Source organism: Microbacterium sp. Root280D1 (assembly GCF_001428975.1).
In the GTDB taxonomy this organism is placed as follows: Bacteria; Actinomycetota; Actinomycetes; order Actinomycetales; family Microbacteriaceae; genus Microbacterium.
This window is the reverse complement of sequence record NZ_LMJK01000003.1, coordinates 717888-735541: the sequence shown is the minus strand read 5'-3', so window position 1 is coordinate 735541 and position 17654 is coordinate 717888. Positions and strand designations below refer to the sequence as shown.

General features: G+C 67.5%; 16 protein-coding genes. 11 read left to right on the top strand and 5 right to left on the bottom strand.

What is annotated here, in order from left to right; genetic code table 11:
• Positions 1-16 precede the first annotated feature (16 nt).
• From sdhA to ASE34_RS18210, 6 genes are all read left to right on the top strand, one after another.
• A complete protein-coding gene (gene sdhA, locus ASE34_RS16045; protein WP_053097027.1) occupies positions 17-1843 on the top strand; it encodes a succinate dehydrogenase flavoprotein subunit in 1827 nt (608 codons plus the stop codon).
• Between the two features lie 2 nt (positions 1844-1845).
• Positions 1846-2613, top strand: a complete 768-nt coding sequence (locus ASE34_RS16040; RefSeq protein ID WP_053097029.1) for a succinate dehydrogenase iron-sulfur subunit — start codon at positions 1846-1848, stop codon at positions 2611-2613.
• Between the two features lie 77 nt (positions 2614-2690).
• The gene (locus ASE34_RS16035; protein ID WP_056280051.1) at positions 2691-3893 is read left to right on the top strand and encodes a YihY/virulence factor BrkB family protein; all 1203 of its coding nucleotides are present in this window, start codon (positions 2691-2693) and stop codon (positions 3891-3893) included.
• 9 nt (positions 3894-3902) lie between these two features.
• Complete coding sequence (locus ASE34_RS16030; RefSeq protein WP_053097033.1) at positions 3903-4745, top strand: exodeoxyribonuclease III; 843 nt, start codon at positions 3903-3905, stop codon at positions 4743-4745.
• Between the two features lie 77 nt (positions 4746-4822).
• Positions 4823-5827 carry a tryptophan--tRNA ligase gene (gene trpS / locus ASE34_RS16025; protein WP_072591541.1) on the top strand — a complete coding sequence of 335 codons (1005 nt, stop codon included), beginning with the start codon at positions 4823-4825 and terminating at the stop codon, positions 5825-5827.
• A gap of 24 nt (positions 5828-5851) precedes the next feature.
• Positions 5852-6604, top strand: a complete 753-nt coding sequence (locus ASE34_RS18210) for a hypothetical protein (RefSeq protein ID WP_235567519.1) — start codon at positions 5852-5854, stop codon at positions 6602-6604.
• A 35-nt stretch (positions 6605-6639) separates the two neighbouring features.
• Here the strand turns inward: ASE34_RS18210 and pth are convergent, their stop codons facing one another.
• Both pth and ASE34_RS16010 read right to left on the bottom strand, forming a co-directional pair.
• Complete coding sequence (gene pth, locus ASE34_RS16015; RefSeq protein WP_056280049.1) at positions 6640-7221, bottom strand: aminoacyl-tRNA hydrolase; 582 nt, start codon at positions 7219-7221, stop codon at positions 6640-6642.
• Between the two features lie 120 nt (positions 7222-7341).
• Positions 7342-7950: a 50S ribosomal protein L25/general stress protein Ctc gene (locus ASE34_RS16010; RefSeq protein WP_056280047.1), complete on the bottom strand. Its 609-nt coding sequence runs from the start codon at positions 7948-7950 to the stop codon at positions 7342-7344.
• Positions 7951-8172: 222 nt separating this feature from the next.
• On the opposite strand from ASE34_RS16010, the gene ASE34_RS18295 reads away from it, so the two are divergent.
• A complete protein-coding gene (locus ASE34_RS18295) occupies positions 8173-8298 on the top strand; it encodes a hypothetical protein (protein ID WP_256381367.1) in 126 nt (41 codons plus the stop codon).
• Positions 8299-8395: 97 nt separating this feature from the next.
• Positions 8396-9844: an NADP-dependent phosphogluconate dehydrogenase gene (gndA, locus tag ASE34_RS16005; RefSeq protein ID WP_053097041.1), complete on the top strand. Its 1449-nt coding sequence runs from the start codon at positions 8396-8398 to the stop codon at positions 9842-9844.
• A 56-nt stretch (positions 9845-9900) separates the two neighbouring features.
• Here the strand turns inward: gndA and ASE34_RS16000 are convergent, their stop codons facing one another.
• Positions 9901-10626 (bottom strand): ABC transporter ATP-binding protein, encoded by a 726-nt coding sequence (locus ASE34_RS16000; protein WP_082586682.1) that lies wholly within the window; start codon positions 10624-10626, stop codon positions 9901-9903.
• A 40-nt stretch (positions 10627-10666) separates the two neighbouring features.
• Positions 10667-12139: an ABC transporter permease gene (locus ASE34_RS15995; protein ID WP_056280045.1), complete on the bottom strand. Its 1473-nt coding sequence runs from the start codon at positions 12137-12139 to the stop codon at positions 10667-10669.
• Positions 12140-12302: 163 nt separating this feature from the next.
• Here ASE34_RS15995 and ASE34_RS15990 point away from each other — a divergent pair, with 163 nt between their 5' ends.
• The 3 genes from ASE34_RS15990 to ASE34_RS15980 all read left to right on the top strand — a co-directional run bounded on the left by ASE34_RS15990 (position 12303) and on the right by ASE34_RS15980 (position 15822).
• Positions 12303-13031, top strand: coding sequence for a response regulator transcription factor (locus ASE34_RS15990; RefSeq protein WP_056280043.1), 729 nt, complete (start codon positions 12303-12305; stop codon positions 13029-13031).
• Positions 13032-13057: 26 nt separating this feature from the next.
• Complete coding sequence (locus ASE34_RS15985; protein WP_056280042.1) at positions 13058-14527, top strand: sensor histidine kinase; 1470 nt, start codon at positions 13058-13060, stop codon at positions 14525-14527.
• A 461-nt stretch (positions 14528-14988) separates the two neighbouring features.
• Complete coding sequence (locus ASE34_RS15980; RefSeq protein WP_056280040.1) at positions 14989-15822, top strand: DUF559 domain-containing protein; 834 nt, start codon at positions 14989-14991, stop codon at positions 15820-15822.
• Between the two features lie 254 nt (positions 15823-16076).
• Here ASE34_RS15980 and ASE34_RS15975 read toward each other — a convergent pair whose 3' ends face one another.
• Positions 16077-17651 carry an FAD-dependent oxidoreductase gene (locus ASE34_RS15975; protein ID WP_056280038.1) on the bottom strand — a complete coding sequence of 525 codons (1575 nt, stop codon included), beginning with the start codon at positions 17649-17651 and terminating at the stop codon, positions 16077-16079.
• Positions 17652-17654 lie beyond the last annotated feature (3 nt).

The following is a 17654-nucleotide window of genomic DNA, read 5'->3' as shown; positions in this document are numbered from 1 at the left end:
AGAAGGCATACGAGAAGTGACTACCGAGACCCAGGATTCCGTCGTGCGCGACGGCGTGCATTACCACCAGTTCGACATCGTCATCGTGGGCGCTGGCGGCGCCGGCATGCGAGCGGCCATCGAGGCCGGCTCCGGCGCGAAGACCGCGGTCATCTCCAAGCTCTACCCCACTCGCTCGCACACGGGTGCGGCGCAGGGCGGCATGGCGGCGGCGCTGGCCAACGTCGAGGAGGACAGCTGGGAGTGGCACACCTTCGACACGGTCAAGGGCGGCGACTACCTCGTCGACCAGGATGCGGCGGAGATCCTCGCCAAGGAGGCGATCGACGCGGTCATCGACCTCGAGAACATGGGTCTCCCCTTCAACCGCACGCCCGAGGGCAAGATCGATCAGCGTCGATTCGGCGGCCACACCGCCGAGCACGGCAAGACCCCGGTACGCCGGGCCTGCTACGCCGCTGACCGCACCGGCCACATGATCCTGCAGACGCTCTTCCAGAACTGCGTCAAGCTCGGCATCAACTTCTTCAACGAGTTCTACGTGCTCGATCTGCTCACGGTGAAGGATGCCGACGGCAAGACCCAGGTCTCAGGCGTCGTCGCCTACGACCTCTCGACGGGCGAGCTGCACGTGTTCCAGGCCAAGGCCGTGATCTTCGCGACCGGCGGCTTCGGCAAGATCTTCAAGACGACCTCCAACGCCCACACCCTGACGGGTGACGGAGTCGGCATCGTCTGGCGCAAGGGCCTCCCCCTCGAGGACCTCGAGTTCTTCCAGTTCCACCCGACAGGTCTCGCCGGCCTCGGCATCCTCCTCACCGAGGGAGCGCGAGGCGAGGGCGCGATCCTGCGCAACGCATCGGGCGAGCGCTTCATGGAGCGCTACGCTCCGACCATCAAGGACCTCGCGCCTCGTGACATCGTCGCGCGCTGCATGGTCCAGGAGGTCGCGGAGGGCCGCGGTGCCGGCCCGCACAAGGACTACGTGCTGCTCGACTGCACCCACCTCGGCGCAGAGGTCCTCGAGACCAAGCTGCCCGACATCACCGAGTTCGCACGCACGTACCTCGGCGTCGACCCGGTCGTGGAGCCGGTTCCGGTCATGCCGACCGCGCACTACGCGATGGGCGGCATCCCCACCAACAACGCCGCCGAGGTGCTCGCCGACAACACCACCGTCGTGCCCGGCCTTTACGCGGCCGGCGAATGCGCGTGCGTCTCGGTGCACGGCGCCAACCGGCTCGGAACCAACTCGCTGCTCGACATCAACGTGTTCGGCAAGCGCGCAGGACGCAACGCGGTGGAGTACGTCAAGACCGCCGAGTTCGTGCCGCTGCCCGAGAACCCCGCGGCATTCGTCTCCGACATGCTCGAGGGCCTGCGCAACAACCAGGGAACCGAGCGCATCGCCGTCCTGCGCAAGGCGCTCCAGGACGAGATGGACAAGGGCGCGCAGGTGTTCCGCACGCACGACTCGCTCGAGCACGTCCTCGGCGTGATCGCCGAGCTGCGCGATCGCTACAAGAACGTGCACGTCGACGACAAGGGCAAGCGGTTCAACACCGACCTGCTCGAGGCTGTCGAGCTCGGCTTCCTCCTCGACATCGCGGAGGTCGTCGTCTACGCGGCCCAGAACCGTGAGGAGAGCCGTGGCGGCCACATGCGCGACGACTTCCCCACGCGTGACGACGAGAAGTACATGCAGCACACGATGGCCTACCTGACGGGTGACCCGCACTCCTCCACTCCGAGCGATCACATCAAGCTCGACTGGAAGCCGGTCGTCTTCACGAAGAACGAGCAGGGCGAGTTGAACTACCCGCCGATGGAGAGGAAGTACTGAGCATGTCGAACGCCATCGCCGAAGCTCCCGCGGACACGACGGAGGAGACGGGCATCCAGTCCTTCATCGTCACGTTCAACATCCGCCGGTTCGATCCGGAGATCGACTCCGAGCCGCACTGGGTCGACTACGACGTGGAGCTCTACTCCACGGACCGCGTCCTCGACGCACTGCACAAGATCAAGTGGGAGGTCGACGGGTCGCTGACGTTCCGGCGCTCGTGCGCCCACGGCATCTGCGGCTCCGACGCCATGCGCATCAACGGCCGTAACCGCCTCGCCTGCAAGACGCTGATCAAGGATCTCGACATCTCGAAGCCGATCTACGTCGAGGCGATCAAGGGTCTGCCTCTCGAGAAGGACCTCGTCGTCGACATGGAGCCTTTCTTCGCGTCGTACCGCGAGGTGCAGCCGTTCCTCGTCGCGAACTCGGTGCCCGAGAAGGGCAAGGAGCGCGTCCAGAGCATCGCCGATCGCGAGATCTTCGATGACACCACCAAGTGCATCCTGTGCGCCGCATGCACCTCGTCGTGCCCCGTCTTCTGGACCGACGGACAGTACTTCGGACCGGCGGCGATCGTGAACGCGCACCGGTTCATCTTCGACTCCCGCGACGACAACGCTGCGGTCCGTCTCGACATCCTCAACGACAAGGAGGGCGTCTGGCGCTGCCGCACGACCTTCAACTGCTCCGAGGCGTGCCCCCGCGGCATCGAGGTCACGAAGGCCATCGCCGAGGTCAAGCAGGCAGTCCTGCGCGGTCGTCCCTGACACCGTCGCCGACCTGAGAACGGGCGGGCACCCTGATGGGTGCCCGCCCGTTCTCGTCGCTTGGATAGGGTGAGGACGTGTCCGAACACCACGCCGCCCCCGAGCCCGGTCGCCTGGACGCGGCCGTGGAGAGGGCGACCGCTCTGACCCAGCGCACTCTGGGCCTGTTCCCCGTGCGTGTCTGGCGTCATTTCCTGCAGCACAACGGATTCCTTCTCGCTGCCGGGGTCAGCTATCAGGCCCTCTTCGCGATCTTCGCGGCTGTGTACCTCGCCTTCGCCATCATCGGGATCTGGCTCGGTGGCAGCACGGAGGCGGTCGACGGTCTGATCGTCATCATCAACAGCTACGTTCCCAATCTGATCCTCGATCAGGGCGGGGTGTTCACCCCGGATCAGGTGAAGGAGATCGCCGCGAGCACGGCCAGCCTCCTGGGAGTGACAGGTCTCATCGCCCTCGGCACGGTGATCTGGACCGCGATCGGGTGGGTGACCTTCTCACGTCGCGCCACGAGGGACATTTTCGGCCTCCCTCCGGACACTCGCAGTTACGTGATCCTCAAGGCTCGGGATCTTCTCGCCGCGCTGATCTTCGGCGTCTCGCTCATCGTGGGGTCGATCCTCAGCTCCGCCAGTGCGGCGATGCTGAGCTGGCTCCTGAGCCTCCTCGGCTGGGACTCGGGATCCGACGGGCTGAACCTCAGCATCCGCATCGGCACGGTCATCGTGTCGTTCGTCCTGATGTCCGCCGCTCTGGCCGCGATGGTGCGCTTCCTCACGGGGACGACGCTCCACTGGCGCACGATCTGGCCCGGCGCGATCCTCGGCGGCGCCGCGATGACGGTGCTGCAGTACGGTGCAGGGTTCCTCCTCAGCTACACGCCCTCCAACCCGCTTCTGGCCACGTTCGCGATCTTCATCGGCCTGCTGCTGTGGTTCCGGGTGAACGGGGTGGTGATGCTCGTGGCATCGTCATGGATCGCCGTCGCCGCCCAGGACCGGGATCTGCCGCTGCTGGCTCAGTCGGAGGCCGAGCGTCGGATCGTCGAGCATGAGACCCTGCTAATGGCCGCCCGCATCCGCGTCCGCGACGCGCACGCGGCACGCGACACCGCACCCTGGTACGGCGTATGGGGCGCGCGTCGAGCCGTGCAGGCGGCGGAGCGGGAACTGGCGGAGCTGGAGGCGTCCGCGCCCCCGCCCGTCGACACCGCGTCGCCACTCGCGCAGCGGCTGCTGGCCGAGCTGCAGCGGACACGCGATGTCGGTGGCGCTCGTTAGGCTGGAACCATGCCTCATCTGCGAATCGCCACGGTCAATGTCAACGGGATCCGAGCGGCGGCTCGCAACGGCATGAGCGCGTGGCTCGACGCGGCAGACGTCGACGTCCTCACTCTGCAGGAGGTCCGCGGCCAGGACGAGCATCTCGAAGCGGCCTTGCCCGGATGGACGTTCGTGCACGACGAGGCGACCGCCAAGGGTCGCGCCGGCGTGGCCATCGCCAGCCGGCTGCCGGCTCTCGCCTCGCGCACCGACTTCGGCGATGCCGACTTCGACTCGAAGGGTCGCTGGATCGAAGCGGACTTCCTCATCGGCGACCGCCCTCTCACGGTCGTGAGCGCTTACGTACACAGCGGCGAGGCCGACACTCCGAAGCAGGAGGAGAAGTGGAAGTTCCTCGACGCGTTCGGTGCCCGACTGGCCGAGCTCGGCGCGGACGACGGGGCACTCGCGCTCGTCACCGGGGACCTGAACGTGGGCCACCGCGAACTCGACATCAAGAACTGGCGCGGCAACCGCAAGAAGGCGGGATTCCTGCCCCGTGAGCGGGCGTACTTCGACAGATTCCTCGGAGCGGCGGGTGAGACCGTCGAGGGCGTCGACGGCTCGACCGGCACCGGTCTCGGCTGGGTCGACGTGGGCCGGGTGTTCCACGGCGAGGTCGAGGGGCCGTACACCTGGTGGTCGATGCGCGGGCAGGCGTTCGACAACGATTCCGGGTGGCGCATCGACTACCACCTCGCCACTCCGGCTCTCGCCGAACGGGTCACTGCCTATCACGTCGCCCGCGCGGCCGCCTATGACGAGCGCTGGAGCGACCATGCTCCGGTGGTCGTCGATTACACCTACTGAACAGCAGGCGGCGCCCGGGTTCGGACGGACCCGGTTCGCGCGGTCCGGCACGACCGGCGCCGCCTAGGATTGATGTCGTGACGAAACCTCGCCTTTACTCAGGAATGCAGCCCTCCGCCGACTCGCTTCAGATCGGCAATTACATCGGAGCGCTCCTGCAGTGGCGGGATCTGCAGAGCTCGTACGACGCATACTTCTCCGTCGTCGATCTGCATGCGCTCACCGTCGCACAGGATCCCGCCGAGCTGCGCGAGAAGACACGCCGCACCGCTGCTCAGTACATCGCCGCCGGCATCGAGCCCTCCCTCTCGACGCTCTACGTGCAGTCTCACGTCCGCGCGCACGCCGAGCTGGCCTGGATCCTGTCGACGATCACCGGTTTCGGAGAAGCCGGTCGCATGACGCAGTTCAAGGACAAGTCAGCGCGCTACGGAGCGGATGCCACCAGCGTCGGTCTCTTCACCTACCCGGTTCTGATGGCAGCTGACATCCTGCTGTATCAGACCGATGTCGTGCCGGTCGGCGACGACCAGAAGCAGCACGTCGAGCTGACCCGCGACCTCGCCGAGCGCTTCAATTCCCGTTTCGGGGACACGTTCGTCGTGCCCCGCCCCGTGATCCAGAAGGACACGGCGCGCATCTACGACCTGCAGAACCCGACGTCGAAGATGTCGAAGTCCGCCGAGAGCGATGCGGGAGTCCTCTGGATGCTCGACGACCCGGCGAAGTCGGCGAAGAAGATCATGCGGGCCGTCACGGACAACGAAGGATCGGTGCGCTTCGACCGCGACACCAAGCCCGGCGTGTCCAACCTGCTGACCATCTACGCCGCGCTGTCGGGACGTCAGGTTCCGGCGATCGAGGATGAGTACGCGGGCCGCGGTTACGGGGACTTCAAGAAGGGACTCGCCGAGGTCGTCGTGAACGAGTTCGAGCCGGTGCGTGCCCGCGCGCTCGAGCTGCTCGACGACCCTGCTGAACTCGATCGGATCCTCGCGCAGAACGCCGCGCGTGCGGATGCCGTCGCCGACGCCACTCTCGGAGCGGTCTACGACCGGGTCGGACTGCTTCGTCGCGTCTGACCTGGCCAGCCATAGGATGGGGGCGTGACTGATCCGCAGCAGCCCCCGTCCGGTGCCGTCCCCCCTGTGCCTCCCGCGCCCCGATCGGCCGACGAGCAGCAGCACTTCGCTCCGCCCGTGCCGCCAGCGCCCGCTGCGTACTCGTCGACTCCCCCGGCGCCGCCCGCATACCAGAGCGCTCCCCCGGCCTATCAGGGTGCTCCGCCCGCATACCAGAGCGCTCCCCCGGCCTATCAGGGTGCTCCGCCCTCATACCAGAGCGCTCCCCCGGCCTATCAGGGTGCTCCGCCCTCGTACCAGGGCGCTCCCGCACCGCAGGCGGCTCCTCCCGGCGCCTACCAGGTTCCGGTCGGAGGCTACGCAGCGCCCGCGGGCGCATACCAGGCACCGGTGATCGCGGAGAAGAAGTCAGGGCTGCTCGGCATCCTGGCTTTGATCCTGGCGATCGTGGCAAGCGTGGTCACGCCGATCGTCGCCGGCATCATGGGCTTCGAGATCGGACGTCGTCTTCCGGGCGGTCTCGACACGACGGCACCGGACTTCCTGTCGATCCTCTCTCCCGCGAGGGACCAAGTCCTGTGGGCGGAGATCTCGTTCTGGACGGGGACCATCCTCGGCATCGCCGCCATCGTCATCGGCATCATCGCCATTCGCAAGAAGCAGGCGCGCGGTGCGGGCATCGCCGCCCTCGTGGTCGCCGTGCTCGGCCCGATCATCTTCTGGGTCGTGCTGCTGGTGACACTGTCGACGGGAACGGCGACCGGCTTCCTGCCGTAGCCGCGGGGCACGCGACGGGTGCACCGCCCCGTCTCTCACCGTGGAGCGTGGTGCTTCTGCTGAGCGGCGAGCAGTCCGTCCTCGACGAGCAGCTCGACCGCGTCCGCCGCGTCGGACACGAGGATGGGCAGGTTCGCGCGCTCGTCCTTGCCGAACGGCGAGAGCACCCAGTCCGCGGGGTCCTGGCGCCCCATCGGTCGACCGATGCCGACCCGCACCCGCGGGAAATCCGGAGTGGTGATGGCACGGGCGATGTCTCGGACGCCGTTGTGCCCGCCGTGGCCTCCGCCGGTCTTGAGCTTGACGGTGTCGAACGGGATGTCGAGCTCATCGTGGACGACGATGATCTGCTCCGGCGGCACCGAGTAGAACCGCGCCAGGGCGGCGACCGGCGTCCCGGACACGTTCATGAACGTGTTCGGCTTGGCGAGCACGAGCTTGTCGCCGCCCGGGCGCAGCCAGGTCTCGACGACGCGCGCGCCGCCCTTGTGCTCCCGAAAGTTCTCGCCGCGGCGTGAGGCGAGCTCATCGACGACCATCTGGCCGATGTTGTGACGCGTATCCGCGTATCGGGGGCCGGGGTTGCCGAGTCCCACCACGAGCCAGGTGGATGCCATGTGGTCGTCCTCTCGGAATGCGGGCCCTTCGCGGTGCCCGGGTCAGAATATGACAGAGGGGGCGCGATATGCTCGCGCCCCCTCTGTGTTGCAGTCAGCTGTGCGCTGCGCCTGCGGAGATCACTCCGCGGCGGGAGCCTCCTCGGCGGCAGCCTCGTCGGCGCCGGCCTCGTCCTCTTCGAGCGACTCCTCGGCCGGGATCGAGATCGCGACGACGAGAACCTCGGGGTCGGTCAGCAGCGTCGATCCCTTGGGGAGCTTGACCTCGGCGGCGGTGATGTGCGTGCCGTCCTCGAGACCCTCGACCGAGACCTCGACGTTCTGCGGAAGATGCGTGGCCTCGGCCTCGATCGACAGCGTGTTCGCGTCCTGGTTGACGATCGTTCCGGGAGCCGACTCTCCGGTGACGACGACGGGAACGTCGATCGTGACCTTCTCGCCCTTGCGGACGACGAGCAGGTCGATGTGCTCGATGATCTGGTGCACCGGGTCGCGCTGGACGTCCTTGACGAGGGCGAGCTGGTCCCTGCCGTCGATGTCGAGCTCGAGCAGAGCGTTCGCACGGCGGATGATCAGCGAGACCTGGTGGCCGGGCAGTGCGACGTGCACCGGGTCGGTGCCGTGGCCGTAGATCACGGCGGGGATCTTGCCTGCGGCGCGCAGACGACGGGCGAAGCCCTTGCCGAAGCTCTCGCGGAGCTCGGCCTTGACCTTGGTGTCTTCAGACATGGGGTTCTCCTTCGGGGCACGCAGCGACAGCTACGCGGTGGTCTTGGAATTGTTCTCGAACGCAGACACGTGAGGAAAGCCACCGGCTTGCTTCGCCGCGTCGATAACGGATGCCAGCGCACGCGCAGAAGCATCCCTCGCCGAGGTACTCCTCTCATGGTACCGGATGAGCCGGTAGGCTGAGAACACCGATCCCCTCTCTGCAGAACACGGAGTTCTCTCATGCTCGACGGCGTCTTCTTCTCCCACGCGATCGCCTGGCTCATCGGCGCGATGACCGTGTGCGCCGCAGGCTTCACCTTCGCGGCCCTGTTCTCCCTGGGGCGCTCGGGATACCGCAAGGACTGACCTCCTCGCGTCCGTCACCACCCGTCACACGGGAGCACCACCCCGGACGCCGCGATAATCTGGGAGCATCCCCTTCTTCTCGATCTAGGAGCCATCTGTGCCCGAAGCATCAGCGAACATCGGAGTCGTCGGACTCGCCGTCATGGGTTCGAACCTCGCCCGCAACCTCGCCAGCCGCGAGGGCAACACGGTGGCGATCTTCAACCGCAGCTACGAGAAGACCGCGACGCTCGTCTCCGATCACCCTGAGGCCGGCTTCATCCCCGCCCAGACCTACCAGGAGTTCGCCGACTCGCTGCAGAAGCCGCGCACCGCGATCATCATGGTCAAGGCCGGCGGCCCGACGGACGCCGTGATCGACTCGCTGGTCGAGGTCTTCGAGCCGGGCGACATCATCGTCGACGGCGGCAACGCGTACTTCCCCGACACGATCCGCCGCGAGAAGGCGGTCCGTGAGACCGGAATCAACTTCGTCGGCGCCGGGATCTCGGGCGGCGAGGAGGGCGCACTCACGGGCCCGTCGATCATGCCCGGCGGCTCGGACGAGTCGTGGATCACCCTCGGCCCGATCCTCAAGTCGATCGCCGCGATCGCCGAGGGCGAGCCGTGCGTCACGCACGTCGGACACGACGGTGCCGGACACTTCGTCAAGATGGTGCACAACGGCATCGAGTACGCCGACATGCAGCTCATCGCCGAGGCCTATGACCTCATCCGCCGCGGCACGGGCAAGTCGCCCGCCGAGATCGCCGAGATCTTCGCCGAATGGAACAAGGGCGAGCTCGAGTCGTACCTGATCGAGATCACCGCAGAGGTGCTGCGCCAGGTCGATGCCGAGACCGGCAAGCCGCTCGTCGACGTCATCCTCGACCAGGCCGGAGCCAAGGGCACCGGAGCGTGGACCGTCCAGACCGCGCTGTCGCTCGGCGTTCCCGTCTCCGGCATCGCCGAGGCCACGTTCGCCCGCTCGCTGTCGTCGCACCCCGAGCAGCGCGAGGTCGCCGGAGCCCTCCCGGGCCCGGACGAGGAGTTCGTCGTCGCCGACGAGGCCGCTTTCATCGAGGACGTCCGTCTCGCGCTCTACGCATCGAAGATCGTCGCGTACTCGCAGGGCTTCGACGAGATCCGCGCGGGCGCTGCCGAATACGGCTGGAACATCGACCTGGGCGCCATCAGCAAGATCTGGCGCGGCGGCTGCATCATCCGTGCGCAGTTCCTCAACCGCATCGCCGATGCATACGCGGCAGAGCCCGGTCTTCCCGTGCTGCTGACGGCTCCGTACTTCACCGAGGCGATCACGCGCGCTCAGGCGCCGTGGCGTCGCGTCGTGGTCGCGGCGGCACAGGCCGGCATCCCGGCTCCGGCGTTCTCGTCGTCGCTGTCGTACTACGACGGCATCCGCGCCGACCGCCTCCCCGCAGCCCTCGTGCAGGGCCAGCGCGACTTCTTCGGGGCGCACACCTACAAGCGCATCGACAAGCCGGGCACCTTCCACACGCAGTGGTCGGGCGACCGCACCGAGATCGAAGCCGAAGACACGCACTGAGCGCGTCGCAGACATGAAGAAGGCCCCGGCGATTCCGCCGGGGCCTTCGTCATGTCTCACCGGGTGATGTCCTGCACCGTGCCCTTCGCCAGCCGAAGGCGTCTGGTGGCCCGGCGCGCCACCGCCGAGTCGTGAGTGACGACGATCATGGTGATCCCTTCCGCGCACAGCCCCTGGAGCAGCGTGAGGATCTCATCACGCATGCTCTCGTCGAGGTTGCCTGTGGGCTCGTCCGCGAGCAGCACGCGGGGTCGCTTCACGATCGCCCGCGCGATCGCCACACGCTGCTGCTGACCGCCCGACAGCTCGGTGGGCAGGTGGTCGCCGCGGTCGGCGAGCCCGACGTGAGCGAGAGCCTCGGCGACGCGAGCCGTCCGTTCGGTCCGGCTCAGGTCGGTGGGCTCGAGGGCCATGTCCACGTTCTCGGCCGCCGTCAGCGTGGGGATGAGGTTGAACCCTTGGAACACGAAGCCGATCTCTTGGGCACGGATGCGGCTGAGCTCCCTCGCGGATGCTGACGCCAGCTCGATGTCACCGAGCTTCAACGAGCCGGAGGAGGGCTTGTCGAGCGCGCCCAGCATCTGCAGGAGAGTCGACTTGCCCCCTCCGGTCGGCCCCTGGATGGTGACGAACTCACCGGGAAGGATCGTGAGGTCGACCCCCGTGAGCGCCTTCACCGTGCGTCCCTTCTGCGTGTACGTGCGAGTGACACCCTGCGCGCGGTACAGCGGCGCCGCGGCATCCGTGCCGCTCGCAGAAGGGGCGATGTCTGCGATGGTCATGTCGTATCTCCTTGTCGTGCGATGGGTGATCGAGGGTCCGTCAGGCGACGGAGCGCAGTGCCTCTGCCGGGCTGAGGCGGGCCGCGCGCCAGCCTCCGAATGCTCCTGCCACGAGACCGCCGAGCACGGCGAGGCCGACCGCGGCGACCAGCACCCACGGTGTGAACGGTGCGTGCAGCACGATGTCGGCCGCCTGTTGCGTCTGGAACATGTCGCCACCTCCGGTGGGCCCGCCGCCCATCCCGCCGGGGCCACCTTCCGCGGTGCTCGCGGCAGCAGCCGCGACGGTCGGCTTCACGAGATCGATCACAACGATGCCGGCGATGCCGAGTGCGAGCCCCACGACGCCACCGATCAGCCCCTGGACGATCGACTCGCCCGCGACCTGGCGCACGACGCGACCGTTCGACCAGCCGATCGCCTTGAGCGTGCCGAACTCGCGGGTGCGGCGCGAGACGCCGGACAGCGTCAGCAGCACCGAGAGCAGCACGGCCACGGCGAGCACGATGATCGACAGCCAGGTGCCGAGGTTCGTGATCAGCGACGTGGCACTGGACAGCGAACCGGAGACGGTGGCGGCGAGCTCGGACTGCGAGGTGATCGTCGCGTCGGGCAGCTCTTCTGCGAGGGCCGCCTGCACCGCGTCGATCGACGATGCGGACTCGGCCTGCACGTACACCGTGGAGACGATGTCTCCGGCTGCGGAGAGATCCTGCGCCGTGTCGAGGGGCAGATAGACGTCGGCAGCGGTGTCGGCGGAGTCCGCGGTGGAAGCCACGATCCCCACGATCTCCACATCGGAGCCTGCGACGTCGATGGTGTCGCCGACGGCGATCTCGTTCGTGGTCGCGTACGTCGCGTCGACGAGCGCGACGAGTGCCCCGGCGTCTTCCGTGTCGAGAGCCCGGCCATCGCCGACCTCGACCGAGGCGAGCGGACCCACTGACGTCACGGCCGGGTCGATGCCGAGCACGGTGAATGAATCGACGCCGAACGAGCCGCCACCCGTGCCACCCGCTCCACCTTGCGGCGGCGCCTGACCCTCGGCCGGCGCAGTGCCCTCTGTCGTGGCGTCCTGCTCGCCGAACCCGCCGCTGGGCAGCTCGCCCGAGAACGTCGAGTTCGTGAGGCTGAGAGCAGCGGATGCCGCCATCACGCCATCCGTCGAGGTCACCGTGTCGAGCACGGACGCGTCGAGCGTGCCGCGCATGAAGTCCGTCATGAGAGTCGACTGGCTCAGTGTGGTCGTGTCGCCCTCGGTCGCGCCGTCCTCCGAGCCGAAGTCGAAGCGCTGCCCGCCGCCCTCCCCCGGTTCCGCCGCGGCACCGGTGACCGTGAGGTCGGTGCCCACGCCGTACACCGATTCCAGCGCCTGCGCCTGCGCATCCCGAACTCCTGCCGTGAGGGCGTTCACGATGATCACCAGGGCGATCGCGATCGCGAGTCCGATCGCGACGATCATCGTCTGCTTCTTGCGGCCCGCCAACTCGCGCCGCAGATATGTCCCGTACATGTGTCTCCTTCTGCCGCGCCGTTCGCGGGGCCGATGTCGACGCTAAAGACCGGACTTTTGCGATATCGAGGGACCGATGATGAGAAGGCTATGGGTGCTTTCTCACAGGCGACGCATAGCGCACTCCATAGAAACCCCATAGGTGATTCCGCAGAATGTACTCATGAGCACTGATCTTCCCGAACTGCGCCGCCCCGACGGCTCCCCCCTGCGCATCCTCGCCGTCGACGACGAGCAGATGCTCACCGACCTGCTCGCGATGGCTCTGCGGATGGAGGGCTGGGAGGTGCGCACGGCGTCGTCCGGCCTCGAAGCTCTGCAGGTCGCGCGCGAGTTCGAACCCGACGCTCTCGTGCTCGACATCATGATGCCCGACCTCGACGGCATGGCCGTGCTGCGGCGCCTCCGCGAGTCGGGCAGCCTCGTGCCCGTGCTGTTCCTGACCGCGAAGGATGCCGTGGGCGACCGCGTCGCCGGCCTCACCGCCGGCGGCGACGACTATGTCACCAAGCCGTTCAGTCTCGAAGAGGTCATCGCACGTCTGCGCGCGATCATCCGTCGCACGGGACACGCGACCGCCGACGACGGTCAGTCGATCCTCCGCGTCGCCGACCTCACCCTCAATGAGGACAGCCACGAGGTCATGCGCGATGGCACCGAGATCGAGCTGACCGCGACCGAGTTCGAGCTGCTCCGCTACCTCATGCGCAACGAACGCAGAGTGCTGTCGAAGGCGCAGATCCTCGATCGCGTGTGGAGCTACGACTTCGGCGGCAAGTCCTCGGTCGTCGAGCTGTACATCTCGTACCTCCGCAAGAAGATCGACGCCGGACGCACCCCGCTGCTGCACACCGTGCGCGGTGTCGGCTACATGATCAAGGCGCCTCAGTGAGCAGCACGGGGATGGCCAGACGGCCGATGAGTCTGCAGACACGGCTGATGACAGCCGTGATCGGCTTCGTCTCGCTCATCCTCGTGATCGTCGCCGTGATCACCAGTGCGCTGCTCGGCAGCACGCTCGAACGGCAGCTCGAGGATCGCCTGCACAGCTACTCGAATCAGGTGACGCAGTGGGTCAGCCGGGTACCGGCCCAGTTCGCGAACATGGACAACATCCTCGAGATCAACGATGCGCGGGTTCCGGGACTCCTGCTGGCGGTGTCCAGCACCGAGGGTGGCACCAGCGGCGTGCTCTTCCCCGACACCAAGGACGAGTGGGGCGGCGTCCCGCAGAAGTTGACCAGCGCGGACCTCGAACGGATCGACGCAGCACTTGCCGGCCAGCCCAGCGCCACCGTCGCCCTGGACGACTTCGGTTCGTACATGGTCTTCGCGAAGCAGGCGCCCAACGGTGTGAATGTGGTCACCGGTCTCCCCCGGACCGAGATCCAGAATCAGCTGGCCACACTGCTCACCGTGATCGCCCTCGCAACGATCGGCGGTCTGATCCTCCTCGCTCTCACGACGGCGATCACGATCCGCGTCGGACTGAGACCGCTGCGTGCGGTCGCCGCGACGGCGACGCGGGTGGCGAACCAGCCCCTCGACCGCGGAGAGGTGCAGATCACCGAGCGGGTGCCTGCCGCGGAGGCCGATCCGCGGACCGAGACGGGTCTCGTCGGCTCCTCCCTCAACAAGCTGCTCGACCATGTCAACGCCTCTCTCGCCTCCCGTCAGAAGAATGAAGAGCGGATGCGTCGGTTCGTCGCCGACGCGAGCCACGAGCTGCGCACACCTCTGTCGTCGATCCGCGGCTACTCCGAGCTCTCTCTGCGTGCGCTGAAGCAGCAGGGCGGAGAGGCGGCCGTCGAGAGCACCACGACGTCGCTCGAGCGCATCCAGGCCCAGTCCCTGCGCATGACGCGCCTGGTGGAGGATCTGCTGCTGCTCGCCCGTCTCGACGAGGGACGAGAACTCGTCTACGGCACCGTCGATCTGACGCAGCTCGCGCTGGAGGGGCTCTCCGACGCGCGCCCGACCGCAGCCGACCACCACTGGAACATCGAGGCGCCGGACGAGCCCATCGTCATCGTCGGCGATGCGGGCCGCATGCACCAGGTCGTCGCGAACCTGCTCGCGAATGCGCGGACGCACACGCCTGCCGGTACGTCGATCACCCTCAGCGTGGCCCGTGAAGGCGACGAGGCCGTGCTGCGCGTGCACGACAACGGCCCGGGCATCGACCCCGGGGTGCGGGACGAGCTCTTCGCACGCTTCGCCCGCGGTGACAGCTCCCGCGCCCGCCAGACGGGCGGCACGGGGCTCGGACTGGCCATCGCGAAGGCGATCGTCGAAGGACACGGCGGTCACCTCACGGTCGACAGCGAGCCCGGAGACACGACCTTCAGCGTGCGGCTCCCGATCAACCCGGCGGCCGCCTCGGACTGACGGCGCCTTCGTCTCCCCTCGGTCCCGCAGAGCCGTCTGCGGGACCGAGGCACTTCTGCAAGGCGAACCGACGACTTTGATCCTGCAACCGTGCTCTCATCCTGCAGACGGAACACGCTCCCCTCTGTGCCGGCCCTCCCCCCGGGCCGGCTGCGGGGCCGCGGCACGCTTGCAGGACGAACCGACGACTTCGATCCTGCAACCGTGCTCTCATCCTGCAGACGGAACACGCTCCCCTCTGCGCCGGCCCTCCCCCAGGGCCGGTTGCGGGGCCGCGGCACGTTCGCAGGACGAACCGACGACTTCGATCCTGCAACCGTGCTCTCATCCTCCAGACGGTGAAGCAGACGACCGCACGGACCCACGACTTCTCTTCTGCACAGGTCGGGCTATCAGCCGATACCTTCCACGACCCTCGACTCCTCTCCGTCCCCCGCCTCAGAACGGGCAGGATCGATCAGATGCCGACCGCCGCACACGTCCTCTCTCACCTGGGTGATCTGGCCAGGGGTACGACTCTTCGCCAGTTCGGGCTGAGCAGACGGATGCTCTCGTCAGCCATTCGCGACGGCACGATCACTCGCGTCCGCAACGGCGTGTTCGCGACGCCATCCGCTCCCGCCGACGTTCTCACCTCTGCCGCGCACGGAGGCGCGCTGACCTGCTCTCGTGCACTGCGCATGCACGGCATCTGGACGCTCGAGGACGATACGAATCCGCATGTCTGGCTCGGCACGCACGGCCGAAACCACCACATCGCATGCACCTGCACCGGCCACTACTTCGGCGGACGGACGGTTCTCGGCCTCGCTCCCCTCGAGGACGCCCTTGTTCACGTCTATCTCTGCAAGGGCGATGAGTCGTTCTTCGTCTCGATCGAGTCGGCCCTGCAGCTGCGCAAGATCGGAGCGGCAGGGCGCGCCCGCATCCGATCCCGCCTCCCGGCGAAGGCTCGGTGGCTGGTCGATCTGGCTCGGACGGATGCCGACAGCGGCCTCGAGTCGCTGCTTCGTCTTCGGCTTCACCTGCTCGGGATCCATCTCGAATGTCAGGTCGACATTCCTTCGGTCGGGCGCGTGGACTTCGTGCTCCATGAGCTGCTCATCCTCGAAGCCGACGGGGCGGAGAATCACGACAGCGCATCGCACCGCCATCGAGATCTGCTGCGCGATGCGGAGGCATCCAGGCAGGGATATGAGACGTTGCGCTTCGACTACGCGATGATCGTCCACGACTGGCCGGTCGTGGAAGCCGCCATCCTTGCGGCCGTCGATCGCCTTCGCGCACGCATCTGACGTACCGGTTGCAGGACCAAGGCACGAATGCAGGATGGAATCAGGAAAACCACCCCGCAGAACGTGCTGGCGTCCTGCACGCGGCACGCGGCACCGGGAGACCCACCCCCGCGATCTACGGCGCGCTTCGGCGACGCACAGCCTGTACCACTTGCAGGACCGAGGCACGAATGCAGGACGGAATCAGGAGAACCGGCCCGCAGAACGTGCTGGCGTCCTGCACGTGGCGCCGGGCGACACCGAACAGACCGGACTCAGTACCCGGCGAAGGCGTCTGTCGTGAGCGACCGCGCCTTCTGCAGGGCGGGAGCGAGGTCGGCGATCAGCCGCGGCGGGCCGGAGATGTAGGAATGCCTCTCGCCGATGTCCGGGACGTAGTGCTCGAGAGCCGCCGCGTCGAGGCGCACACCCTGGGCCCAGGTCCAGCGCGAGGGCAGGTCGACAGGCTCGTCCCGGGTGAACACGATCACGCGCGCACCGGTCGCGGCCAGCTCGTCGCGGAACGCGAGCTCCGAGCTGTCGGATGCCACGTAGACGAGAACCACGTCACGCTGCTGCTCGGTCAGCATCAGCTGTCGCAGTTGCGACACGAACGGCGTGACGCCGATGCCCGCGGCCACCATCAGCACCGGGGTCTCGGCGCGTGGAAGCAGGAAGTCGCCCCATGTGCCGGTCACCGCGAGCGCAGCACCCGGCTCGGCGGCCGCCAGCGCGCGCTTGTAGCTCGAGGGATGCTTCTGATCGCCGTCCTTGTAGGCGATGCGCAGCGTCGGGAGGTCGGCCGGCGCCGAGACGATGCTGAACTCGCGACGGGTTCCGCGCGCATCCGGGCGGGCGTGCGGCACGTCCAGCTCGAGGTACTGCCCCGGCAGGAACTTCAGCGTGCCCTTCGCATGGAACGTCAGCTCCTGAGCCGTCGGCGTGATGAACTGCCGCTTCTCGAGCACGAGACGCACGGATCCGCGCAGCGCGAAGGCGAAGGCCAGGAGGTTTCCGATGAGCAGAGCACGCTCCTGCCCGAGCGTGAAGAGGCCGCCGATCGCGATCGGCCAGCCGGCGAGCACGCCGACGAGAACTGCCACCGAGAACTGCTGCCACCGGCGCGGCGGCAGAGTCAACGGCTCCGACAGCATGAACGCACCGAGGAACAGGAACGGAGACTGCAGGATCGCGAACGAGAGGGCGGAGCCGGCGTCGAAGTCGATCGCGAACTCCTGCGCCTGCACGGCCTGACGAAGGACCGAGACGGCGATGGCGACGACGAGGAACACGACGACGATCCGCACCTTCTCGGTGCGCCACAGCACGGCGAGCCCGAGGATCAGGACGGGGATGAAGAGTGACGGGGTGCCCACCCACCAGGACGACGAGGTCCCGAGCCATTCGAACGCTCCGAACGACCCGAGGATCGACACGACGGCAGCGCCGAACGCCGCCGGGTTGAGGATGTGCCGACCCCGCCACGCGATCAGGTACTTGGAGAGGCTCGCGACGGCTCCGGCGATGGCGAGGCCGAGCAGGGCATTTGGCTCGATGCCGGGGCGGAGCACGAAGAGCAGGATCAGCGCGGTGACCAGCGACGACTCGATACGCCATGGAAGGCGCAGGATTCGCTGGGCCGCTGCGTCCACCAGCGAGATGACCATGGCCAGGACGACGAAGGATGCGAGGATCTCGACCGGCGTGGGTGAGACGATCACGCCGAGAGCTGAGAGCACCACAGCGATGAGCGCCAGCGTCAGCAGCGCGAACAGCACCAGGCGATACATCGAGATGCCGCCGAGCAACGCAAGGACCCGCTGCCGCAGTGCGGTGATGGAGGTGATCACAGG

Excerpts from the sequence above, each read along its gene's own strand:
- ASE34_RS16040 (WP_053097029.1), top strand. The coding sequence starts at position 1,846 with ATGTCGAACGCCATCGCCGAAGCTCCCGCGGACACGACGGAGGAGACG.
- ASE34_RS16030 (WP_053097033.1), top strand. The coding sequence starts at position 3,903 with ATGCCTCATCTGCGAATCGCCACGGTCAATGTCAACGGGATCCGAGCG.
- pth (WP_056280049.1), bottom strand. The coding sequence starts at position 7,221 with ATGGCATCCACCTGGCTCGTGGTGGGACTCGGCAACCCCGGCCCCCGA.
- ASE34_RS16010 (WP_056280047.1), bottom strand. The coding sequence starts at position 7,950 with ATGTCTGAAGACACCAAGGTCAAGGCCGAGCTCCGCGAGAGCTTCGGC.
- ASE34_RS18295 (WP_256381367.1), top strand. The coding sequence starts at position 8,173 with ATGCTCGACGGCGTCTTCTTCTCCCACGCGATCGCCTGGCTCATCGGC.
- ASE34_RS16000 (WP_082586682.1), bottom strand. The coding sequence starts at position 10,626 with ATGACCATCGCAGACATCGCCCCTTCTGCGAGCGGCACGGATGCCGCG.
- ASE34_RS15995 (WP_056280045.1), bottom strand. The coding sequence starts at position 12,139 with ATGTACGGGACATATCTGCGGCGCGAGTTGGCGGGCCGCAAGAAGCAG.
- ASE34_RS15990 (WP_056280043.1), top strand. The coding sequence starts at position 12,303 with ATGAGCACTGATCTTCCCGAACTGCGCCGCCCCGACGGCTCCCCCCTG.
- ASE34_RS15985 (WP_056280042.1), top strand. The coding sequence starts at position 13,058 with ATGAGTCTGCAGACACGGCTGATGACAGCCGTGATCGGCTTCGTCTCG.
- ASE34_RS15980 (WP_056280040.1), top strand. The coding sequence starts at position 14,989 with ATGCCGACCGCCGCACACGTCCTCTCTCACCTGGGTGATCTGGCCAGG.